The following is a 23,597-nucleotide window of genomic DNA, read 5'->3' on the forward strand; positions in this document are numbered from 1 at the left end:
TCCGTAAGTCGATTAGACTCGAAGCTTAACAGGCTGGCCCGTTTCGATCGATTGATAACCGGCCAAAGCGACTGCTGCCGAACGCATTCCGTCTTCGCCGCTTATCGGGACTTGATCTCCTTGCTTAATGGCTTGAACAAACGCCTTCACCAGATAAAGATCCATGTTGTCGCCCCAATAGTTCCATTGGCCGGTGCCGGCTTCCTGGCTATATAGCTCGTTTACTTGTCCGAGGGAGTCAACGGATAACACGCCGTTGGTGCCGATAATTTCCATTGTGACATCACCCCATGTAGGGAACGGAGCCCTCCTGGACCAGCTGGTATCCACGACGCCGAACGTCCCGTTCTCGAATTTAACGTGAATCATGCCGGCATCGTCGACGTCTAACTTTTCATCGAACAGGGTGGCCGCATAGGCGTAAACTTCCTCGGGTTCGGAGCCTGTGATCCAGCACATCAAGTCCATGACATGAACCGTATGATCGAGGAGAGCGCCTCCGCCGGATAACGTCCGATCGACGAACCAGCCGCTAGGTGCCGTGCCGCGGTTGGTTCCCTTAATGGCAACGATATCCCCGATTTCGCCGCGTTCCACCGCTTGTTTAGCTTGTATTACGGCTGGCAGGTATCGACATGGAAAGGCGGTCATTAATTGGACGTTATTATTGTTGCAGGCTTCGATCATGGCGTTCATCTCGTCGGCGCCCACACCAAGGGGCTTCTCGCATAATACGTGAATGCCCTTATTTGCCGCGGCAATCGTTAATTCCGCATGGAAAACATTCTCCGAGCAGATGACGACGGCGTCCATCGATTGCTCCAGGAGGCTGCGATAGTCGTCGTAATAAGCGATGCCGTGCTTGCTTATAACGTCAGCAACCCTTCCGCGTTCAGGGTCGGCGATGCCGATGATCTCCACCTCCGGAATGGAGAGCAGGGAGTTTAGATAGGAGAAGGCATGTCCGTGCGCAAAACTAATCATGCCGATTTTTAATGGATTCATTGGTTGCGTCCTCCTTGCATGTAAACGACTTTGCCAGACCGAATGCTCTCCTTGGCGGCGAGCGCCACTTCAAGCGCTTTGAGAGCGTCATCGGCCGTTACGATCGGGTTGCCGCCGTCACTGATACAGGACAGGAAGTGCTCCAGCTGCAACTCGTAAGGACTGCGGAATCCCGGACTGCCCGGAATGACGACGGAAGCGCTTGGATCGTTGGACGATCCTTGCTTCGTGATCTGCAAAGAGCTGCTTTTTAAACTATTGGCTCTAATGATGCCCTTGCTTCCCGCAATCTCCGCTTTCGTATGGAATGGTCCCGGATATCCCCAATTCGACTCTACGTTCGCAATAGTCCCGTTATCGAAATGCAGCGTTACGAGCGCGTAATCCAAAGTATCCTTCTTGGCGTTCAGCGCATATACGCTGCTGACTTCGCCGAAGCAAGACCGGAGGAAATCAAGATCATGAATCATAAGATCCAATATTACGCCGCCGCTGAGGGAGTCATCCGCGAACCAGCCGCCGGGATGCCCTCCGATCCGGCTGGCATGCGCGACGCCGGGTCTACCCAGCTTCCCGCTGTCCAGCGCCGCTTTCATATTGGCATAGTCCGGGAAGAATCGGACCACATGGCCGACAAACAAACGGACTCCGTTCTCTTCGCACACGGCGATCATCTCTTTGGCGTCTTCGGCAGTCAGCGCGATCGGCTTCTCGCAAATAATATGCTTTTTTGCTTTTGCCGCTTTAATCGCAAATTCTTTGTGCAAATAGGTAGGGAGCGCAATACTGATTACATCAAAATCGGCTTCCTCCAGCATCCGGTCAAAGGAGCTGTAAGCTGTTGCTCCGGTAAGAGCAGCCAACTTTTCGGCCTGCTCAATTCGCACGTCGCAAACGCCGGTCAGGCGGACATTTTCGAGCTTTGCGTAAACATCGGCATGAACGCCTCCCATGCCCCCGCTGCCCAATACTGCTACTTTCATCCCATATCGTCCCTTCTGTTCTGAATTGATGAATTGTCCTAATCATACATGGATTAAAGTGGGGCGTATATGCGATAATTTAGTTGAAATGTATCCAAATTCAACATCGACATCTATTTTTACATTGCGAGGCGACGACATGGAGATCTTTAAGGAACCGATTCACTATCAAAATCCGCAGCTTTGTTTGAAGGTGTGGACATTTACGCAACAGAAAAGCGAGCGGAAGCAGGCAGAATCGGTCAATCCACTCTGGCATTACCATAAGGAAGTAGAGTTTATATTGGTTCTTGAAGGCGTTCACGAGATGCATACGGTTGACGAATCGTTTAGTCTAGAGCCAGGCGAGGTTATGGTTGTGGGCTCCAATCAGCTTCATCGCGGCTATTCGCATGTGGGCATGAATGTCTCCTATATCGTGCTTCATGTTGATTTCGAGCCTTATTTCGATCCCGCGACCATGCATTTTTCCAGCTCCTTTATCGAAGTGCTGCACCCGCTCGACGCGCTGAACGGGATGTTCCGCCGCAACTCGACCGCTAGCAACGAAGTTGGGAATGCCATCAGGCAAATCCATGATGAGGTGATGCAACGAAGGCATGGTTACGAAATAGCGGTTAGCATGCAAATCAAAGCGTTAATGCTGGTGCTGATTCGGCATGACGAAGAAGGCATTTTATCTTCGCACGACAAGACGGACGCCCAGGTGCTTAGACCCGTCATCGCCCACGTTGAAGAGAATCTGGGCGAACAGATCAGCATGACGGAGGCCAGCCGTATAGCAGGGATGAGCTACGTTTATTTCTCCAAATATTTTAAGAGCAGAATGGGACTTTCCTTTACGGAATACGTGAACCGAAAACGAATCGCCAAAGCGTCCCGCATGCTCGCGATGAGCGACCGAAAAGCAACGGATATTGCCGCAGCGGTCGGTCTTGAAAATATGGCGCATTTCTACGAGATGTTCCGGCGCTTTAACGGCTGTACCCCCAAACAATTTAAAAGCAGAATGCGAGGGAATGGCCATGTCGATTAATGGACATCAATGGGAGCGGGTGGCCTGGCCATGAATCAACCGAAGCGTACGCTGACCGTGGAGCGATTCATTCCGTCCATGTTATAATACTTAATCATATGGAAGCGTTATAGGCCAAAGGGGAGCTTCGAGGGTGAAGAAGTCTTGGTTTTATCGGTTGCTGTTTTCTTATTTTCCGATCTTTTTTGTGTTTTCTTCCGTGTTGATTCTATTAGCCTATTTGATGCTGAGCGAAATGTCGAGAAGGGAAACGATACATGCCAATGGGACCTTCGTCCAGCATGTGATCCAACTGATCGATCACAAGCTTAGGGAAATCGACGGCATGCTCATCGAAGAGATGGAAACGGATGAACGCATCAGGCAATATTTCCACCCTCGTCCGACCAATGAGGACGGCTCTCATTATACCGTATACGAAATTTCGAAGAAGATTAACCAAATGGTTTCTTTTAATACGTTTATCGATTCGGTCTATCTCTATCGTTATAGCGACGATATGGTCATGAGCGCCAATACGCTTATCAAGCTGGATCAGTTTGGCGACCGCGCCTTCATCGAAGAGAGCAGCGAGTCAATCCAGCTCTTCGAGCTGTCCGACAAACGAACCTACCGGGAATTCCGCCATCAAGAGCTGTTTCCTTCTTCGGTCGTCTCGCTCGTTCGGGAGTATCCGATGCTGGAGGGCGGGCAAGGGCTTGTCGTTGTCAATATTAGCCTCGCCGCGGTGGAGAGGCTGTTAACCGAGCTGTCCGGCGGCAATATCAGCTTCGTGGACATCAAGGATCGGCAGGGCAATGCGATTACGGCTGGGGGCCAGGAAAGCGAACTGCCCGGTACGGTGCTGTCGGAGTTTACGTCGGATTACACCGGTTGGAGCTACAAGGGAGGCGTTCGCGATATTCAGTTGTTCCGGTTCGCCTCGCTGCTTTCCTATATCTGGGTAGCAGGCGGGATATTAACCGCGATTGCGGGCGGCATCTGGCTGACCTACGTCACGCGGCGCAATTATAGGCCGATCGAAGCGCTCATGAGCCGCATGAACATGTACATGAATCAGAGGAACAACGAGCCCGGTCCGGGCGGCTCCGATGAATTCGGCTTTATCGAGCAGGCGCTGGACAAGCTGGTGAAGGAGTCGGATACCTACCAGAAGATGCAGCAGGAGGATGCGCTGTTTCGCAGGCGGCACTTCTTCATGGATCTGCTGGAGGGCAGCCGGCCGATCACCGCCGAAGAATGGGAGAGCGAGCTGGAACGGTTCGGCATGGCTCGCGACTTTCATCAGCTTGGAGTCGTCGTGTACGAGATCGATCAATATACCCAGTTGACGGGGCAATTCTCGTATCGCGACTTTAACCTGCTCAAATTCGTGCTGGGCAGCGTGATTCAGGAAGTAGCCGAAGCTTATCCGGTTCATATATGGACGGAGTGGACCGAACAGCACCGGCTTGTTGCGTTGTACAGGACATTGGATGACGACGGGGGATGGGATGATCGGTTGACCGAGCAAGCAGAGCAAATCAGAGCCTGGGTGGAAAATAACGTGGCATATACGGTTACGGTCGGCGTAGGGGAAGTGCAAGAACAGCTGGGGGATATATCCATCTCATACGCGCAAGCGCTCCATGCGCTGGCTTATAAGTCCAGCCTGGGCCTGAATCGCGTCTTGCGCCACGATGAGCATAACGGCGAGCTGGCCGGCAGCGGCAAGACGGGGGGCGTTTCCTCCGATCCGCTGCGCGTCATACGCGAGCTGGCTGCCGCATTCCGTACGGGCGAGAGCAATTGGGAAATCATGTACGCGTCTCTTTTCGAAGAGCTGGGCCACAACCGCTTGACGCGAGAGGAATATGCGCAGCTGTTTAATATGATCGCGCAGCAAATCCAACGCGAACTGGCGGCTCTGCCGGAGAAGGCGCTAGAGTTATGGCAGGCGGACGCATTGCCGAAGCTGAGCCGGGTGCGGGATACGTTCGATCTGGCCGGAGACGCCCAGGCGGAATATAAGGCGGTTCTCGCCGAATTCCAGAACCGTCTGGAGGAGATTCGCAGCAGCAACAGCCATCATGCGCTCATCGTCCAAGTGAAGAACTATATCGGCAAGGAATTCGCCAATCCGGATATTTCGCTGAACCATCTGTGCGACGAGTTTGGCCTCAACGGCAAATATCTTAGCCGGCTGTTCAAAGAAACGTTCGGCGAAAAGCTCGTCGATCATTTGGTCCGGGTCCGCATCGAGGAAAGCCAGAGACTGCTTCGAACGACCGGTCTGTCGCTTCAGGAAATCGCGAATACGGTCGGATACGTGCATGATATTTCCTTCATCCGCGCTTTCAAGAAGCTGGTCGGAACGACGCCCGGCGAATATCGGAAACATCCATCATAAGTGCCGCGAAGCCTTGCCACGCAAGGCTTTTTTCCTTTTGGCTAGTCGCCGGATTCTGGCTAGTCGGCCTGTTTTTCCTTTTGGCTAACGTTAAGAAACATGTAAATTGCGCAGTATCCGGCGTGGCGGTTATCGTTTAATTGTGCCCGGCAGCCCGTACCGTTCGGAAGCGGATGACCAAGGCACATCCATACATCTAACAAGGGGGAGTTAACGTTCATGGCAACGCAACAGAGGAAACAAAGGATTGGCAAGGGGATGTTGCTGACCGTCGCCGCGGCAATGCTGCTTGCAGGCTGCAGCGACGGAGGCAATGGCGCAACTACTAATAAGGGCTCGCAATCTGGAGGAGAACCGTCGCAGAAGACGCAAACCTCCGATCCTACCGCAACGCCGGAGACGCGGGGCGATATTACGGTAACCGTTTATGACCGCAACAATATTCCGCCGGAGGAAGGAAACTGGGACAAAAACCGGTGGACGGAATGGATTAACGAAGAGGGGCCGGCGAATGTCAAATTCGTGCCTGTTCCACGATGGGAATCGCTGCAGAAGCTCAACGTGCTGTTCGCAAGCAAGTCTGCGCCGGATCTGATCCTGGAATACGATACCGGCTACCGCAATCAATGGTACGCCCAGAAGCTGCTGCAGCCGATCGACGAGATGGTGGAGCAGCACAGCACCACCTACAAGGCTCTGATGGAGCAGTTCCCGCAATTGCGCAAGCTCGGCACGAAGGATGACGGCAAACTGTACGAGGTTGGCCGCGTCTCGCCTCTTGGCGCCGGACATCAGCTGTTTATCCGTCAGGATTGGCTGGATGAATTGAAGCTGGAGACGCCGGGAACGGCTGATGAGCTGCGCGAGGTGGCGAAAGCCTTTGCTTCGCAGGATCCGGACCGCAACGGAGCTGCCGATACGTTCGGTTTGAATTTGAGCGGCAACGGCTTCTCGATTCTGTCGCATATGTTCGGTTATGGAGAGGTAATGTGGCGATTCGAAGGCGAAGAATTTATTCACGAGTGGGATCGCCTGCGCGCATCCGTTGCCTTCCAGAAGGAGCTGTTCGACGCCGGCGTTGTAGACAAGGATTTCCTGGCGGACAAAAACGGCGAGAAGGCCAAACAAGATTTCCTGACCGGCAAACTCGGCATTTACCTCCACCAGTCGCTTAACGCGAACGACTACGATACGTTCAAGCAGAACAATCCGGATGGCAAACTCGCGATTCTGCAGCTGCCGTCGTCGACTTTCGGGCAATTCAGCCCGGTCATCGGCAGCCCGATCCAGATGGTGGGCGCGGTCAACGCCGCGGCGAAGGATACGAAGGCGGTTATGGAGTACATCGATTTCATGATCGAGCCGAGCAACGCCCGTACGATCATTAGCGGCCAGGAGGGCGTTCACTGGCAGAAAAACGCGCAGGGCTGCCCGGCGCCGATCGACGCGGAGAAAAACAAGATCGAAGCTTCTTATACGGGCGACCTAAGCATGTTGGCTTCCCAGCTGCTGTTCGGCAAGTGCGCGTTCAATGAGCAGATGCCTCAAGACACGGACACGCAGAAGGCGCTGCGCGAGCTGCAATTGGCGGCTAATGCGGCTTATGTCTCCAGAGACCGCCAGATCCCGACCCTCAAGCCGGAATATTTGCCCGTCTTGCCTCAGGAGCTGTCGACCATCGTCAAAAACGTGGAAACGCAGATCAAGGATCTGTGGCTGAAAGCGATCGCGAGCGGCAAGTCCTATAATGCCGACCAGGCGTTGGCCGACGCCAAGAACATTTGGGATAGCGCAGGCGGCTTGCTGGTGGATGCGTATTACTCCGATTGGTACAAGGAAAATAAAAACAACGCTTTTTTGCTTGAGGATCTGTACAAGTTCGGCGAAGACGCCGTCAAGCTGTACGGGGACAAATAAGGGAGAGAGAATGCAAGCTTGGGAAGGGAGGGGGGGGAGCCATGCGCAACGTTAAACTAAGACTGCGATTCAGGCGCACTCTGCCGCTGATGTTGATGTTTGCTCCGGTAGTGGCTTTTTTTATCATCTTTCGCTACGTCCCGATGCTGGGCAACGTCATCGCTTTTAAACAATACAATTTGCTGGAGGGCGTATGGGGCAGCCCGTGGGTGGGGCTGGACAATTTCCGTATGATGTTCCAGAATCCCCAGACGCTTCAAATAATTCGCAATACTTTCGTGCTTAGTCTGCTAAGCATCCTGCTGGGATTTCCGTTTCCGATTCTGCTGGCTGTCATGCTGAACGAGATGAGGAAGATGTGGCTGAAAAAAACGGTGCAGACGCTGCTTTATTTGCCCCATTTTTTCTCCTGGGTCATCGTTGGCGGTCTTGTCATTACGTTATTCGGCACGCAAGCAGGTATGATCAACAATTGGATTGCCTCCATGGGCGGAGAACCGATCTCCTTTCTGTACAAAGTGGAGACGTGGCTGCCGATCTTCTTCGGCTCGGCGATCTGGAAGGAGGCCGGCTTCTCGGCCATTATTTACCTGGCTGCCGTCAGCTCCATCGACCCGCATCTGTACGAATCCGCAAGCATAGACGGGGCGGGCAAGTTCAAGCAAATTCGGCATGTGACGCTGCCGGGCATCTTCCCGGTGATCAGCATCATGTTTATTCTGGCGATGGGCAGGGTGATGGAGGTCGGCTTCGACCAGGTCTACAATCTGCAGAATGCCGTCGTGTCCAGCGTATCGAGCGTCATTAGCACGTACATCTTCACGGTCGGCATTCAAGGCGGACTGTACAGCATAACGACGGCAATGGGATTGTTCGAAGCGATGATCGGGCTCGTGCTCGTTGTCCTGGCGAATCGGATTGCCAAAACATTCAATCAGTCTTTGTGGTGAGAGGAGAAATACGGAAGGTGCGATTATCCCGGGGAGAAAAAACATTCTATCTGTTCAATAATCTGCTGCTGATCATCGCGGGATTAAGCTGCTTGCTTCCGCTGATCAATATCGCGGCGATATCCTTCAGCGACGACGGCGCGATCGCGTCGGGCTTCGTCGGACTGTGGCCGGTCGGCTTTAATTTCGATTCTTACCGCGCATTGATTGAAGGAACGCCGATATTGCGAAGCTTCGGGAACAGTCTGGTCATCACGGGCTTCGGCATTCTGTTCAGCATGGTGTTTACCATTCTGGCGGCCTATCCGCTGTCCAAAAAAATATTCGGCGGGCGCAAGTTTTTTACGCTGGCCATCGTGTTCACCATGCTTTTCGGCGTACCGACGATTCCTGCTTTCCTGGTCAACCGCGAGCTCAATATTCTGGATACGTATTGGGCGCTATGGCTGCCGGGATTGATCAGCGCGTATAACATGCTTGTGCTGAAATCCTTTTTCGAGAATATTCCGGCGGAGATGGAAGAGGCGGCCCAGCTTGACGGATGCGGCGAATGGAAGCTGCTGCGGAGCATCGTGCTCCCGCTGTCGCTGCCCGTACTGGCCACGTTGTCCCTGTTCTACGGGGTAGGCTACTGGAACGGATTCCAGAGCTTGTTGATCAATATCATCAGCACGGATAAATACAATCTGGCCGTGCTGGTGCAAGGCATGATCGCGAACCAGTCCCTGCTGCAAAACATGAACAATCTGCAGCCCCACGAGCTGGAGCAGCTCATTACGCCGGAGTCGATCCGCTCGGCCGGAGTCGTCGTGATGCTTGTGCCGCTTCTAATCGTCTACCCGTTCGTGCAGAAGTTTTTTGTAAAGGGCGTCATGATCGGCGCTGTGAAAGGTTAACGCAAGAGGACGGCGGCTTTGGCTGCCCTCCATCTATTAAAAGTTGAACAACGCTGAACGAGTCTGCAGGAATATCGAACGCTCGGACTTTACCCGCATTGGAAGACGGGGATACGGATCTGGTATTGTTCGGTACTTCTTCGGACAATGTGCTCCTGCTCGAACAAGCGCCCAGCATAACCTGAAAAGCTCGTCTAGATTGCTGCCCGGACGAATATACTTCATAAGGCGAACTTGTCGAGGAGTTGAAGGAGGGGCAGCGTGAATGGATGCTTATGCAACGGAAACGATAATGAACGCAGACTTGAACCCGAGGGAGAGTGCGATTGAAGACTTTATTCGTCTCTTCAAGGACACGAATGAACAGCTCCAGCTCGAACAAGATCTGTCTCCCGACAATGCGAGAGTGACCGAGGTCATCGACCGCCTCATGAACCGCTTGCGCTCACGCTACTTGCCGGAGGAAATTCAGACAGTGCTTGGCGACGAATATATTAAAAGCAACCAACGAAAGTTGCAAGATAAACTATCCGAAGCCGAGTTCCTGGCGGAATTAAACGATGCCCGGCAACTTGCACATGGCGTTTCTCCACTGGACAAGCTTGCCGCGATGCCGATATGGAGGATCTACAACGCCTTGGTAGGCGAGGAGTTATCCGTCTTGCGTTCGCTGCTGCACAATCGTGGCAAGACGGAGCAAGCACCGATCGTATTCGTCGGTAGCGGCCCGCTGCCTCTAAGTCCCGTCATGCTTCATTTGTTCGGGAATACGGGAGTTGTCGCTCTGGAGAAAGATCCCAAAGCCTGCGAGGCATCCCGCACCTTGTTGGAGCGAATGGGTTTGGAGTCGGAGGTAATCATCAAGCTGATGGAAGGAGCGGACTTCGATTATAGTGCCTATGATGTAATCTTCGTGGCAAGTCTTGTGCGCAACAAGAGGGAGGTGCTGGAGCAAATAAGCCGCACCTCCCCTCAGGCGCTAATGGCAGTTCGCACCGCAGAGGGCATTCGTCAAATCATGTACGAAGCCATCGACGAGTCGCTGCTCTATCATTTAGGCTGGGATATTATAGGCAGAACTTCCCCGGACGGGAGGCAGGTGATTAATTCGACTTTGTTTTTGGGTCGGAGGAACTAGATTTGTGAGATGGACAGAGGGGAATTGCTTGAACCGTGATGTATTGCGGTTCTTTTTGTGTTTGTTAGTGTGGTTTTCTTTGGCTGTTTAACAAGACATCTAAGTGCTTTTGACCGCGTACAGTACACGGTGGAAGGCGCTGATCTTGTATACTTAGGTCAAATGACATGGTATAGTCAATTAGAAGGTATTGGAATTTTATCCAATGGGATTTGCGTAATACGTAAATAAGAAGTTATACGAAAGGACGAAGTGAATGATATTTAATAAGCCAATTGGCCAATTTGATTTTGTTCTTCAATCAAAAGATAGAAAATCAAATATTGTATTTACATTAATAGATTTCGAGTTGAATCGTCTCCCATCTATAAATTATCTGGTTAGCATAAAGGATCGTGAGTTTTCAGGAGAAGTAAATATCTGGATCGATAACGAAGTGTTTATTGATTTTTATGAAAGACTGAAAGAAGCTAATTTGAAGAGAACTGGAAATTTTAACATAAGATCAATGACTCCAGAAGAATTAGAAATGAATTTGATTAGTCAAAGAAAAGGGAGTTATGAAATAGAATACTCAATCAAGAAGAATAGTTATTTAGATAATAGATTAATTGAAACAGTATTAAAGGGAGCATTTGAATATGATACAGAATTTTTAAATCAGTTAGAAGAGAAATTAAAAGATATTAAAAAATTTATGATATAAGAATTTGTAAGTAGCTCAAGGGCCCCTTCGTATAACACCATATTCACGCATCGGGCTGAAGCCCTCGGTCCGGTAAGAAGATACTGGCAGGGAAGCGGAATCAGCCGGACACACCCGGCATTCGCCAGGCGTCGTGAATATACGAAACGTTATACGCAATTGCTAAGATCAATATGAATGGGGGAACTCTATGAAGCTATATCATTTTAGCGAAGAAGATGACATATCAATCTTCAAGCCGAGAATTAAAGATAATAGAAGAAATATGCCTCCCGTTGTTTGGGCTATAGATGAAGAACATCAATTTACTTTTTTCTTTCCGCGAGGCTGTCCACGAATCGTGTATTCCAAACATGACAATATCAATGAACAAGATTTTATTAGATTCTTTGGTACGACGAAGGCTGATATTGTCATAACCGTAGAAACTAACTGGTACAAGTCAATAATGAATACAACACTATTTAGATATGAGTTGCCGAACGACTCATTTTCATTATTCGATGAAACAGCAGGCTACTATATTTCTTACGAAGAAGTTAAACCTAAATGCATGACAACGATTAATAATGGAATTGAAAGACTAATGGAAATGAATATTGAAGTGCGTTTCACACCTGAACTAAACACTTTAAAAAATGAACTATTGAAATCTACAATAAAGGACTTTGGAATACATAAATTTGATAATGCAATAAGAACGATTAGGTAATTCGAAGAAGAAGCAACGGCGTATAACACCATATTCCCGCATCGGGCTACGCCCTCGGTCCCAGAAGCGGCTTCAAAGAAGCGGTTGCTGTGGACACACTCGACTTCGTCGAGCGTCGTGAATATACGAAACGTTATATGACATACTCGAAGACCAATTTTTGAATTCGGTTCATTCACCGGAATTGCATTTTCTAACTTTAGCAACCGGATTGATGAGGCTGTAATAAAATAGTGTGTTTGAATGCCGGTTCGATGAAGTAGGGTTAGAAGAGCATATTTTGCAAGCCGATTCGAAGAGGTTGGTTAGAAGAGCATATTTTGCAAGCCGATTCGAAGAGGTTGGTTAGAAGAGCATATTTGCAAGCCGATTCGAAGAGGTTGGTTAGAAGAGCATATTTGCAAGCCGATTCGAAGAGGTTGGTTAGAAGAGCATATTTGCAAGCCGATTCGAAGAGGTTGGTTTAGAAAAGCATATTTTGTAAGCCGACTCGATGATGTTGGTTAGAAGAGCATAATTTGCAAGTGTTCTCAAAGAAGCCGTTGTGAAAGTAGCTCAAGGAGACAAGTACGTCATATAACACCGTATTCACACTGCGTCGCTATCGCTCCTTGGTCCGGACCGAAGTTGAAAGATGAGGTTTCGAAGTAGTTGATTCAGTAGCAGAGAAGCATAGTCAGCCGGACAACCTTGCACTGCCTAACCGCGTCGCGGCCGTTCCCTCCGGTCACTTAAGGCAGTGAAGGTTCGTGAATACACAAACGTTAGGCGAAATAATCAAAACTGAAAACAAAAATTTAAAGGAGATATCGCAGATGTCTGAAAAACTTTTGATTACTTGGAAACAAGAATACCTTGATCGTGATGATACTTATTCGAATCATGTTACTAAATTTGTAGATTACCTGGATATTGTTGTAGATAAAGCAAATGAACCCAAGAACATTTCTCGCCAAGATATCGAGGGTAGTATCGAGCATTATAATAGTAAAGGTTTAATTAAGACGAGATCAAGTATGGAAAATCACTTAGAGGCTATTAAGGATTTTTATAAATACTTAGTATCTAAACATTATACGGATGATATTTTTAATAATCTTGCTTCATATCAAGATTATAAGGATATGATTGCGCTTAAATACAATTTACCTGAGTACCAGTCGCGAGGATTCAGGGAAGTTGGAGATATGATACGGTTAGTTGAACAACTTGATTTATATTTTGAGTCAATTACTTATGGCAACCATAAGGGTATTAATGAAAAGAAACGTTATATTAAATTTATGATCCTCCGGATTTTCATTAAGTTGACTTTAGTGGCGCCTGCAAAGAAGTCTGTAGTTTGTGCAATAAAAAGAAGCGATTTTAATGATGATTTTAGATCAGTGCTTATTAATTCAGTTAATATACGAATTCCAAATGGTCTCCGTAGAGATATAAAGGAAGCGATTATTTTTATTTCCAAAGAAAGAAATAAAGAAATGTTAGAGGATGAAGTGCTATTTGAATTTCTTTATTCACCTAAGAAATTTAGGGTGGAATATTTAAATGAATTTTTCTCATTATTTTTAAAGCGAACTGAAGCGATTGATATTGATACAGATTCTTCTTCGTTTCAATTAGAAGTAATAATGAATTCAGCTTTATATTGTATGGTGAAGAATGGTGCAAATCCAGCATTATTATCCATTATAAGCGGGGTTAAAATCTCACGCCTTGAAGAGAAATTTTATGATAATGGAATTGTTATTGATTTTGCTGAATCATTAATAAATGATGAAATTAGTAAAACACAATATTTTAACTATATTTAAATTAAGCCTGTTCATAGAAGCTGATTACTTCGCCTAACACCATATTCACGCATCGGGGCATTCGCCCCTCGGTCCGGCAGAAGTAGTTGGCAGGGAAGCAACTGCAGCCGGACACATCCGACTACGTCGGACGTCGTGAATATACGAAACGTTATATGAAATAACCAGATTTCAAACTTAAAAGAGCGGTGATGTTGTTTGTCTTCTTTAGAATGTAAGGTCGAAGAGGTATTCAAAATTACTGGTAGAGGTTACGTTCTCACACTTATTCTCAATGATTCTGATGTCTCTTTAAAGATCGGAGATACTTTAAGATATCAATCAAATGAAAAAACGAAAATTGCTATTAAAGGCATCGAAATTCTTAATTATGGAAGCAACATAAAGAACATTAGAAAAGATATTATAGGAATACTTGTTGACCTTTCCGAAGAGCAAGCGCTTAACACAAAAGGAAAGATATTAATAAAGCATATTTAAGAACGAATATAATTGTGAAAGATGTTCGAGAAGTTGGTTACTTCATATAACACCATATTCACGCATCGGGCGTTCGCCCTCGGTCCCAGAAGCGGCTTCAAAGAAGCGGTTGCTGTTGACACACTCGACTTCGTCGAGCGTCGTGAATATACGAAACGTTATAGGAAATTACCGAAATTCAAAATAGAAGGGAAATTTAAAATGGAAATATTATTTCATGCTTCTGATAGACAAGGCTTAGAAATTATAGATCCAAGGCAAGGTAGTCATGAGCTAATCAGCCGGACAAACTCGACTTCGTCGAGCGTCGTGAATATACTAAACGTTAGACGAAATCAACTAATAATATAAAAAAGAGGTAATTAAGTTGTTCAATCCTAGGGAACAAGCTTTGATAATTTGGCTTATTGTGTTTGTTATTTTTGCCCTATCTATAAAAGGAGTGAGGGCATCAATTCCAAACATAATAAAGTCACTTTTTAGTTTAATAAAACACCCCATTTTCGTTATTACAAACTCTTATATTGTGTTTATATTTTGTATAATGTATTACTTTAGAATACTAGAACTTGGAGTGATTAAGGATTATATTTTGTGGATATTCATGGCGTTATATCCATTGATCTTCCGAATATCTTCAAAGTATGTCGATATGAACGTCAATCACCTAATTGTCGAATCATTCAAATTTAGTATTATTCCACTATTTATAATAAATGAATATACTTTATCTATTTGGGCTGAATTAGTCATCGTTCCATTAATCGCGCTCATTGGCGGGCTTATGGCCGTTGCAGAAAAGGATGAGAAGTACCTTCAAGTTAAGATGCTAATGAATTTCATGTTAATGATTTTTGGATTCATCTTTATTATAGCTGCTATTCGAGGATTCATTTCTAGCATTTACGATACAACAAAAATAGAATTTTGGGAAAAGATGTTTATCGATATTATTGGTATATTATTGCATACTCCTCTGTTATTTTTGCTACAATATATGTGTTTTTATGAGCATATTATTATAAGAACAAATATTAAGAAGCGTTCTATGAAGATAATAGCTTTGGTTGTAGTTTTTCTTGAATGCAGATTTAATAAGAAAACCCTACAAAATAATATAAAGAATTACAAGCTAAGGGATGTAGAAACGATTAAAGAATTAAGATATATGTTGAAAGCGCAATCAGAGAAGAATTGACTTCTCCTAACACCATATTCAAGCATCGGGCTGTCGCCCTCGGACCGGCAGAAGATTTTAGCAAGGTAGTTGTAGCAGCCGGACACACTCGACTTTGTCGAACGTCGTGAATATACGAAACGTTATATGAAAGAACACAAAAAAAAGGTGGGTTATGTTTATGGATTTATTATCAAAAATATTTAACTATGCCATTATCTCGACTGCTTTAATAACCTTTATAAGAGCGATTGCATTACTAAGAGTATCAAAGATTGAGAGAGCATTATCAAATGATGAGAAGAAAATACTAATTCACATTGTAAAATTTGTGGGTTTAACTCTTCTTTTTTCTGTATTTTCATTTGCAATTTTTGTGCAGATTTTCAATGAAGGAACAGATCTAGGTTATGAAAGTTTACTTGAAAACATTATGGCTGCATTAATAATAGGCTTCATGATTACAATGGTGATATATATGTATACGCCAATTATCATTTTGATAAAGGGTAGAGAAAAGTTTTACTATATTGATCATAAAGATTATGGGCAGTTATACTTACTTCGATTTAATAGTAATGAACAAATTATTTTAAGTAATAAACGAGATCTGGACATTGATGACGCAATAATTATTCTTTTAAAGAAGGAGGATATATTGTCAATACCAATTAAGTGTGAAGTTAAGAAAAACGATATTGTAAAAGAGGTGAGAGATGCTATTGAAAAGAAAAAGAATCGCAAAAATTTGAAAGGATAATCAGAGAAGGGGGTTCCTTCATATAACAGCATATTCACGCTGCGGTCTTCGCCCTCGGTCCGGTCAGAAGTTATTGGCAGGGAACCTGAATCAACCGATGACATCCGACTTTCGTCGGACGTCATGAAAATACGAAACGTTATACGCTCCCCCTCCTTAATTAACTAGTAACTTTTAAAATATAAATCAATATAAACACTATCTATAAGGAGAGTTTACTTATGACAAGACAAAAATTAATTGAAAAAGTTGTAGAAGCTATTAAGACAAATGGGAATAAAGCAAATATAGTTCAAGTAAGCAAATATATATGGGACAACTACGAACAAGATCTGAGGAAAGGCGGAGATATATTTTATACATGGCAATATGAAATAAGATGGGCGGCAAAAAAATTGAGAGATGAAGGAATTATGAAGCCCGTGGATCAGAGCCCAAGAGGACTTTGGGAGCTTATATAAAGAGAGTGCATCAGTAGGTTTCTTCGATTGATTTTGTTTAGAACGGATTAATTTAAATTGTAATGCCCGGGGCAGCGTATAGCACCATGTTCACGCATCGTCGCATCCGCTCCTTGGTCCTGCAGAAGTTGAGAAGCCAGTAAGTGGATTCAGCCGGACAACCCTGCAAGGCTAAGTGGCGGAGCCACCCAGCAAGAGTTAATCGCTGCGCATGATTGATCGGCAACTTAAGCCTTTCGGGCTCATGAACACAACACGTTATGTGAAATAATCGAAAAGCAGAGAAAAGTCGAAATGAGGTCTAAAAGTGAAGACTTATTCTTCTATACTTGATGATCAACAAATTCAAATCCTTAAAGGATGTATTGGCAAGAATATTCAAATCATTAATTCGCCTGGTGCTGAATTAAAGTATGGATCCAATTACATCAGTTCATATGATAACTTCAGTATTTTACTTAATTCAGATTCTTTTTTGATTATAAAGAATTTCTGGCTAGAGACAGAAGAGTATAATGATTATTGGAAACTAACATTTGAAACTTCGGATACACCTGAAGGATTGAATTACAACGTTGAGGATAGATGTTTTGTAGGCCCCTTTTTTTCATTTAATTTACCAAGAGCTTTAGTTATTAATAGAATTGAGGTTCATGTTAAATCTGAACAAATTGGAGAAGAGCAAATTCAATTCGACTATGGGGTCATTTTTTATTTAGAAGATGAAATTTCTTTAGCATTTTTCCCAATGGAGAGTATTGCTGATGGAATTGAAATGAATTTAGAGAAAGATCAAATAAAACAAGCAATAAGAAATTGTTCAATCAGATTAGAGATTAGTTAGTGTTTCAACGAAGTCGATTACATCACATAACACATATTCACGCATCGGGCTGACGCCCTTGGTCGCAGTAGAGGGTTCGAGGAAGTGGATGCAGAGACAACTCCCTACGGGAGTTCGTGAATCTGAGAGATATTAGACGAAATTAACGAGTTCGATATCAATAATAACGAACAAATGTTCTTCACTAAATTGGTACATGGTGGTACAATAGGGAAAGACAATTGAATCTTGGGTGGGCATGGTTTCCCTTCGAAAGGAGGTGAGGCCATGGAGGTTAAGGATGCCCTAACGATCATGTTTCTGTTTGGATCGTTTATCCTTGCACTATTAACATACATCAACTCAAACAACAAGAGAAAGTAAAAACCCACCCTAAGGTTAGCGCTCAGGTGGGTTTTTAATCCTATTCAACTAAGAAGGGATACCCCATCCAAGCCGATTGTTCGCCGAGTGTTTGCCGCACTCGGCTTCTTTATAGGTATGATAACACAATTGGAAAAAGAAGTGAACCAGGAAAAGCTATTAAAGAATATAACAAGGATATTAAAGGCGATAAAAACTGAGAATATTATCGGTGAGGTGTATGCATGTTAGACTCATTCACAAAAAAGAGACTTGAAAAGTTAATGACAGATTATATAGAACAGAAAATCCCAAAGCACATTAGAAATCAAATCAGACTTAATTACAAAATCAGAGGAAATAACATTACTCTTATCGAAGAACGACCCGCTTTTATGAGTGATGAATGGGTGGAATTAGATGTAGCACAATTTCGATTAGATCAAAATAAATGGAAAGTATACTGGAGAGATAGTAAGAATAAGTGGCATTTTGTTGATGACATCGTCCCAGATGAAGATTTTGAAAAACAATTGAAAATCGTAGATACAGATAACAGAGGATTATTTTGGGGCTAATTAGATGAAGCGTTATAGGATACAGCCCAAATCATAAATGAAATATTTATGGCCTATTATTTAAGAATATAAAATACAATGAGGGTGGTGTCCATGAGTACAATCTTAAACAGGATTTTGAACCAAATAGGCGACCCGGAAATAGTAGATAAACTCCTCTCTCTGTCAAAGGCAGACTTAAACTCGCTGCTTTTAGAGCTGTTTAAAAAACAAACGGATGGGATTACCCCGGCGGATGTCCTTAAGACGTATCAATCCAACCGTTTCCCTATCCCAAGCGATGCTGACCCAGCTAAATTTCACGCTTTAGAAACACAGCTATTAACCGCTGCGCAGAACATGGAGATCAAAACTGTTCTGCTTTCACCGTCTGCGCCTCTTGGCAGTTGCAGCGCTTTTGGATGCGTAGACCAATACAATGTAGTAAGCGCATTGCGTGGGACGGAAACCCTGTCTGACCCCTCTAATATGCTAGCTATTATTATCGCTGACAAATTAAAGAGAAGAATCGAGAGCAATATTATCCCCTTGCATTACGCTGCAACTGCAAGAGTTGTCCGGGCGCAGGCGTTTTCCGGAAAAGGCTTTTTCGCTCATTTCGGTCTTTATTGTATGGTATCTTCGGGCAAAGATAGTGGTTCGTATACCTGTGAAAAAGATCTGTTGGAAAAGCATTTGATTTTTTATAAAGAGTTATTCCAAGAACAATACAACGCAAGACTATCTATCGTTCTGCGAAAAAGAGGCGGCTATACAGACGGTGACGGTTTTTTTGACAGAATGACCGAAGTTATAAAAACTACGCTTCCCAATACGCCGCTTTCATTTGACTATGACGATGTGGATAACAAGTATTACCAAGGAGTTAATTTCAAGATATATATGGAAAGAGATGGCGAAAAGATAGAGTTTGGTGATGGCGGTTTTGTTGACTGGATTTATCAAATGCTCGGAAACAAAAAGGAACGATGTTTGATAAGCGGCATCGGACTAGATCGGTTTCTTCTACTGTAGCCTTGCTAAGCAGGGCTTTTTTCTTTTTATATTTACAAGTGGAAAACGGGTACGATTGTTCGTCTGACAACGGAAACGGACTTCTGACGCAATCTATTAGTACTACTTTTCTCAAAAATGGTACAGAAAATTCATGAAATAGTGATTCTATCACTGGGATTTGATAGAATAGAATTCAGAAAATAGTTCCACAGCAGGATAAAAAATCAATATGCGATTGGAGCGACCCTTAACGAGCCATCATGCTTTACGGGCATTTTGTTTTTGGGTAGCTTTGCAGTAGCGAAAAAAATGAAAAGCAGGTGGCTTTGTGTTGATTCGGAAATGGATAATGGCATTAACAATGGCAGCGATGATTGGCGGTCTTATGCCCGGCATCGTTCAGGCAGAGGCGATCTCGTATCAAATCTCCCCCCAATATGACTCCGGTTCGCCTTTTATGGAAGGACTGGCATCAGTCAAAAAGGATGGCAAATCAGGTTATATTGATAGCGAAGGGAATCCGATTACGGCATTCAAATATGATTTTGCCCATAACTTCAAGGATGGGCTGGCTGTCGTAGGCGTGAAAAGCGGTTCGGCCGCCAAATTCGGCATTATTAATCGCCAGGGCAAGGAATTAACCGAATTGATCTACGATGATGCGATTGCGGTCGGCAACGGGTACGGCGTCGTTCGGGTGCTGGGCAAGTCCGATAATGTGTGGGTGGATGGCAAGGCCGGGCTGGTCGGTCCGCAAGGGATTATTGCTCCGCCCATCTATGATGAAATCAATCCCCCCAGTGACGGTGCCATCCTGGTCAAAAAGGACGGCAAATACGGATATCTCGATGCCGCAGGCAAGAAGCTGACCGATCTGATTTTCAATCATGCCTACGTATTTTCGGACGGTTACGGCCTGGTTTATACGGACAAGGAAATTGGATTTGTCGACACACAGGGTAAACTGGTGTATGCTCGCCCATCGGGCACTTCCTCGTATAGCGATTTTTCGGAAGGGCTGGCCAAAGTATCAGTCGATGGAAAATACGGTTATATAGATACATATGGGACGATGGTCATTGCCCCCAAATACGATGAAGCCTGGTTTTTCAATCAAGGCTTGTCCTATGTCACGCTTAACGGCAAATCCGGCTATATTGACCGTGCAGGGAAAGAGGTCGTGCCGCTGAAGTATGATGAAGTGAGTACCAGCTTCAGAAACGGACTTGCTCTTGTGGCAAACGGCGAAGATTATATCCCCCAATCCTCGGAAGGCGAATATTTCGGGAATGAAGGGAATAAGGATTATGTCGTGCTTTCGAATAAAAAGTTCGGCTTTGTCAATGGAGCGGGCAAAGAGGTAGTTTCCTTGCAGTACGATTATGCAGAGGAATTCATCCGCGGCTACGCACGCGTGTCCAAAGGGGGCACCGGTGCGGGAAGCTATTATCATGGAGGGAAATTTGGCTACATTGATACTGCCGGCCGAGAGGTTGTTCCGTTACGGTATGATTATGTCGGTGGCGACATGTTCGATAGCTTCAGAGGCTTTACGGAAGGACTCTCGCCTGTGTCGAACGGCGGGACGGGGACCGTATTTGATTATAGTGGCGGCCTCTGGGGATATGTAAATGCGCAAGGCGTGGAAGTTACACCGCTGAAATATACGTACGTCTGGTCGTTCAACGAAGGCATGGGGCGCGTGGAGCAGAACGGGAAGTATGGTTTTGTAAACGCAAGCGGCCAAGAAGTAATACCGCCGATTTATGATGATGCCGGCGATTTCTATAATGGGTTTGCCGAAGTATCCAAAGGTGGGAAGCGGGGATATGTTGACGTGCAGGGGAACGAAGTGACGGGGATGATTTATTTAGATAGCAGGCGTTTCCTCGAAGGGACGGCGCTTGTACAGGAAAGCTCATCCCGAAAACTGGGTTTTCTGCATAATCCCTTGCCTCAGGTTGAGCCCGTTGTCATCCGGGTTGCATCCCAGGGAGCCGGAAAGCCTTCCACTGTAACCTTGTCGAGCGGCACAGCGAATGCAGTTATCTATTATACGCTAAATGGCGGCGACCCGCTGTCCAACTTGTCCAATTCGGATACCCAACAATACACAGCGCCGTTTGCCGTAGGCAAATCCGTTAAGATACAAGCGATTGCTGTCGCCAAGGGCATGCAGATGAGCCCGCTCGCGGCGATGGACTATAAGCAAACCTATGTCAAGGGCAACGCTGCTGTTACACCGGCCCCGGGTTCAGGTGGCGATGGCGAATCACAATCGGGCGGAAACGGCAGCACGCCTCCGAATACGGGTACCGGATTTACCGATACTCAGACACATTGGGCGAAGCTGACGATTCAATGGGCAGTGGATCAAAAGATAGTCAGCGGCTACCCGGATGCAACCTTCCGCCCCAACAAGAGCGTAAGCGAGCCGGAATTTCTTAAAATGCTGCTCGGCGCATTCCCGGATATTAAAATGGAAGCAGCTCAGAACGGATCCGCTTGGCATACACCGTATTTTAAGGCAGCAGCGCAATACAACTGGCCTCTGCTGCAAAAAGCGGACGCAAAGGGCTTTAATCGAGGACAGGTTGCCCGCCTGCTTGCCGGGACACAAGGTTTCAGCTTTGAGCAGACGAAAGATGCCGTACAGTATGTACTGGACTTAAGCATTGCGGGCGGAAAAACGTCCCGAACAGTCGAGGGTTTCGCCGTCAACGACCCGCTTACCCGCGCGGAGGCGATCACGCTGATCCAGAATATGAAGGAACGCGCCTTCAAGCTGTCCAAGGCTGATATTGCCGTCAAGACGGCTGCGGCCGAATTCCAGGTGCGGGGACTCATTATTGGCGATACTGAACAGACGCTGTTGGCGAAGCTAGGGCAACCTACGCGGAAGGACGTCAGCGAATATGGATTCCAGTGGTATATTTACAATCAGGATTACGCCAATTATGTGCAGGTCGGCATCAAGTCCGGCAGAATTGTCGGCTTCTACACCACGTCGGACAACTGGTCGTCGGCAAGAGGAATCAAGCTCGGCTCCGGACCGGAGGATGTGGCGAAGCGGTATGGCACAGGTACTAGCAGCATTTATAAGGAAGAGTATGGTTTGAGCGTGAATTTTGCCAAAATTTTCGAGCAAGACGAAAGCTACGTGACGCTGTTTATGGACAAGTTTAACAACAATAGGGTGACCTCGCTCCAAATTATCGCCAAGCCTGTAGAGGACGGAATGAAAGAATTGTATGCCCCTGAGACGGCGGCGCTCAAAAAGGCTTTTGCGCTGCAATCGCTCGATCTCGTCAATGCGACGCGTACCCGGTACGGCCTGCCGGTCTTGCAATGGGACGAAGCAGCCGCCCGGGTGGCGGAGAAACATAGTGAGGATATGAGGGAGCAGAAGTATTTTGCACATACCAGTCCGCAGGGCCAGGAGCCGGATGGTCGATTTGATGACGCTGGTATAGCCTATGGTACCGTGGGTGAAAATATTGCCGCCGATCAACGCAGCATCATCTATGCCCATGAGGGCTGGATGAATTCCGAAGGACACCGCAGAGCGATTCTCGGCCCTTGGGAGCGATTAGGCGTCGGAATTGCCTTTAATGCCGGAAATGCCATGCATCCTATGGATAAGGCGATGAATATGTATTATACGCAAAACTTCTACAGCCGGGAGGGCGTTGTCATTACCGATCGATATGAGGAGCTTCTGCAGAAGGATAAAGCCAGCCAAGCGGCAAAGGAGCTGGAAAAGCAGTATCCTTTTCATGATCAAATGTTCGAGTTGTACGTCCTTCGCAAAAGTCAGGATTCAAACGGGCAAAACGTAAACTATTACGGCGTAAGGAATAGCGAGGCGATTACTTTGCCTCCATACAGTGCCATCTATATAACAGCAGGCACATCTATGGTCCGTTTCGAGGACGACTACTATAATTATCAGTTTGGCGGAAAGCTGGTCGTTGCGAACCATTCCAGCCAGCCCCGAAAGATACAGGCGGGAGAGCTCGACTATACGAATTTGGACCAAATCTACAGAAGCAGCATGGGAACCGTTACAGGAGCGGATGGCACCAGTACAACGCTGACGCCGACAGGTCCGTATGTTCGGTTGATCCAGTTCAGCGGCGACTTCGATGAAACAATCGAATACAAAACCTATGTGGAGCAAAAAGAAATCGTTTCGATCCGTCCGTGGGTAACCGTAAAGGAAAAATAAGTAGGTGAATAGAGCAACCAAAAGAAAAACAAGATGCAGGCGATTAGCTTCCGGCATCTTGTTTTTTCGTCTGCGCGCATATGAGATGGAATAAAGCGATGGTTTGCAAAATTAATAAACTTATTACATAAAGAACATTTGAATTTTACAATGATGTCTCATTATTAAAGAAAACGAGTAGGGAG

General features: G+C 46.1%; 20 protein-coding genes. 18 read left to right on the top strand and 2 right to left on the bottom strand.

Annotation, left to right across the window (positions count from 1 at the left end):
- Positions 1-12: 12 nt before the first annotated feature.
- Together KJW29_RS05035 and KJW29_RS05040 are read right to left on the bottom strand one after the other, a co-directional pair.
- Positions 13-1,005 carry a Gfo/Idh/MocA family protein gene (locus KJW29_RS05035; protein ID WP_214628983.1) on the bottom strand — a complete coding sequence of 331 codons (993 nt, stop codon included), beginning with the start codon at positions 1,003-1,005 and terminating at the stop codon, positions 13-15.
- The gene (locus KJW29_RS05040) at positions 1,002-1,988 is read right to left on the bottom strand and encodes a Gfo/Idh/MocA family protein (protein WP_214628984.1); all 987 of its coding nucleotides are present in this window, start codon (positions 1,986-1,988) and stop codon (positions 1,002-1,004) included. The genes KJW29_RS05035 and KJW29_RS05040 overlap by 4 nt, the downstream gene beginning before the upstream one ends.
- Positions 1,989-2,127: 139 nt before the next feature.
- On the opposite strand from KJW29_RS05040, the gene KJW29_RS05045 reads away from it, so the two are divergent.
- The 18 genes from KJW29_RS05045 to KJW29_RS05125 all read left to right on the top strand — a co-directional run bounded on the left by KJW29_RS05045 (position 2,128) and on the right by KJW29_RS05125 (position 23,412).
- Positions 2,128-3,024: a helix-turn-helix domain-containing protein gene (locus KJW29_RS05045; protein WP_214628985.1), complete on the top strand. Its 897-nt coding sequence runs from the start codon at positions 2,128-2,130 to the stop codon at positions 3,022-3,024.
- A gap of 133 nt (positions 3,025-3,157) precedes the next feature.
- Positions 3,158-5,413, top strand: coding sequence for a helix-turn-helix domain-containing protein (locus KJW29_RS05050; RefSeq protein WP_214628986.1), 2,256 nt, complete (start codon positions 3,158-3,160; stop codon positions 5,411-5,413).
- 219 nt (positions 5,414-5,632) lie between these two features.
- Entirely contained in the window at positions 5,633-7,330 is a 1,698-nt protein-coding gene (locus KJW29_RS05055) for an extracellular solute-binding protein (RefSeq protein WP_246608593.1), read from the top strand.
- A gap of 41 nt (positions 7,331-7,371) precedes the next feature.
- Positions 7,372-8,280 (top strand): ABC transporter permease, encoded by a 909-nt coding sequence (locus KJW29_RS05060; protein WP_214628987.1) that lies wholly within the window; start codon positions 7,372-7,374, stop codon positions 8,278-8,280.
- Between the two features lie 17 nt (positions 8,281-8,297).
- The gene (locus KJW29_RS05065; RefSeq protein ID WP_214628988.1) at positions 8,298-9,176 is read left to right on the top strand and encodes a carbohydrate ABC transporter permease; all 879 of its coding nucleotides are present in this window, start codon (positions 8,298-8,300) and stop codon (positions 9,174-9,176) included.
- A 265-nt stretch (positions 9,177-9,441) separates the two neighbouring features.
- The gene (locus tag KJW29_RS05070) at positions 9,442-10,314 is read left to right on the top strand and encodes a nicotianamine synthase family protein (protein ID WP_214628989.1); all 873 of its coding nucleotides are present in this window, start codon (positions 9,442-9,444) and stop codon (positions 10,312-10,314) included.
- A gap of 256 nt (positions 10,315-10,570) precedes the next feature.
- Positions 10,571-11,020: a hypothetical protein gene (locus KJW29_RS05075; protein WP_214628990.1), complete on the top strand. Its 450-nt coding sequence runs from the start codon at positions 10,571-10,573 to the stop codon at positions 11,018-11,020.
- A gap of 190 nt (positions 11,021-11,210) precedes the next feature.
- Positions 11,211-11,732 carry a DUF6886 family protein gene (locus tag KJW29_RS05080; RefSeq protein WP_214628991.1) on the top strand — a complete coding sequence of 174 codons (522 nt, stop codon included), beginning with the start codon at positions 11,211-11,213 and terminating at the stop codon, positions 11,730-11,732.
- An 815-nt stretch (positions 11,733-12,547) separates the two neighbouring features.
- Positions 12,548-13,546: a site-specific integrase gene (locus KJW29_RS05085; RefSeq protein WP_214628992.1), complete on the top strand. Its 999-nt coding sequence runs from the start codon at positions 12,548-12,550 to the stop codon at positions 13,544-13,546.
- A gap of 198 nt (positions 13,547-13,744) precedes the next feature.
- Positions 13,745-14,026 (top strand): hypothetical protein, encoded by a 282-nt coding sequence (locus tag KJW29_RS05090; RefSeq protein ID WP_214628993.1) that lies wholly within the window; start codon positions 13,745-13,747, stop codon positions 14,024-14,026.
- 367 nt (positions 14,027-14,393) lie between these two features.
- Positions 14,394-15,224: a hypothetical protein gene (locus KJW29_RS05095; RefSeq protein WP_214628994.1), complete on the top strand. Its 831-nt coding sequence runs from the start codon at positions 14,394-14,396 to the stop codon at positions 15,222-15,224.
- Positions 15,225-15,384: 160 nt separating this feature from the next.
- The gene (locus tag KJW29_RS05100; RefSeq protein ID WP_214628995.1) at positions 15,385-15,963 is read left to right on the top strand and encodes a hypothetical protein; all 579 of its coding nucleotides are present in this window, start codon (positions 15,385-15,387) and stop codon (positions 15,961-15,963) included.
- 221 nt (positions 15,964-16,184) lie between these two features.
- Positions 16,185-16,424 carry a hypothetical protein gene (locus KJW29_RS05105; RefSeq protein WP_214628996.1) on the top strand — a complete coding sequence of 80 codons (240 nt, stop codon included), beginning with the start codon at positions 16,185-16,187 and terminating at the stop codon, positions 16,422-16,424.
- Between the two features lie 307 nt (positions 16,425-16,731).
- Positions 16,732-17,268, top strand: coding sequence for a hypothetical protein (locus KJW29_RS05110; protein WP_214628997.1), 537 nt, complete (start codon positions 16,732-16,734; stop codon positions 17,266-17,268).
- A 267-nt stretch (positions 17,269-17,535) separates the two neighbouring features.
- Positions 17,536-17,631 carry a competence inhibitor ComI gene (comI, locus tag KJW29_RS35970; RefSeq protein WP_219930283.1) on the top strand — a complete coding sequence of 32 codons (96 nt, stop codon included), beginning with the start codon at positions 17,536-17,538 and terminating at the stop codon, positions 17,629-17,631.
- 224 nt (positions 17,632-17,855) lie between these two features.
- Positions 17,856-18,188 carry a DUF3024 domain-containing protein gene (locus KJW29_RS05115; protein ID WP_087568774.1) on the top strand — a complete coding sequence of 111 codons (333 nt, stop codon included), beginning with the start codon at positions 17,856-17,858 and terminating at the stop codon, positions 18,186-18,188.
- Positions 18,189-18,281: 93 nt separating this feature from the next.
- Positions 18,282-19,202 (top strand): hypothetical protein, encoded by a 921-nt coding sequence (locus KJW29_RS05120; RefSeq protein ID WP_214628998.1) that lies wholly within the window; start codon positions 18,282-18,284, stop codon positions 19,200-19,202.
- A gap of 313 nt (positions 19,203-19,515) precedes the next feature.
- Positions 19,516-23,412, top strand: coding sequence for a WG repeat-containing protein (locus KJW29_RS05125; RefSeq protein WP_214628999.1), 3,897 nt, complete (start codon positions 19,516-19,518; stop codon positions 23,410-23,412).
- Positions 23,413-23,597: the final 185 nt, after the last annotated feature.

Origin of the sequence: Paenibacillus agaridevorans, assembly GCF_018604145.1 — a bacterium.
Taxonomy (GTDB): domain Bacteria; phylum Bacillota; class Bacilli; order Paenibacillales; family Paenibacillaceae; genus Pristimantibacillus; species Pristimantibacillus agaridevorans.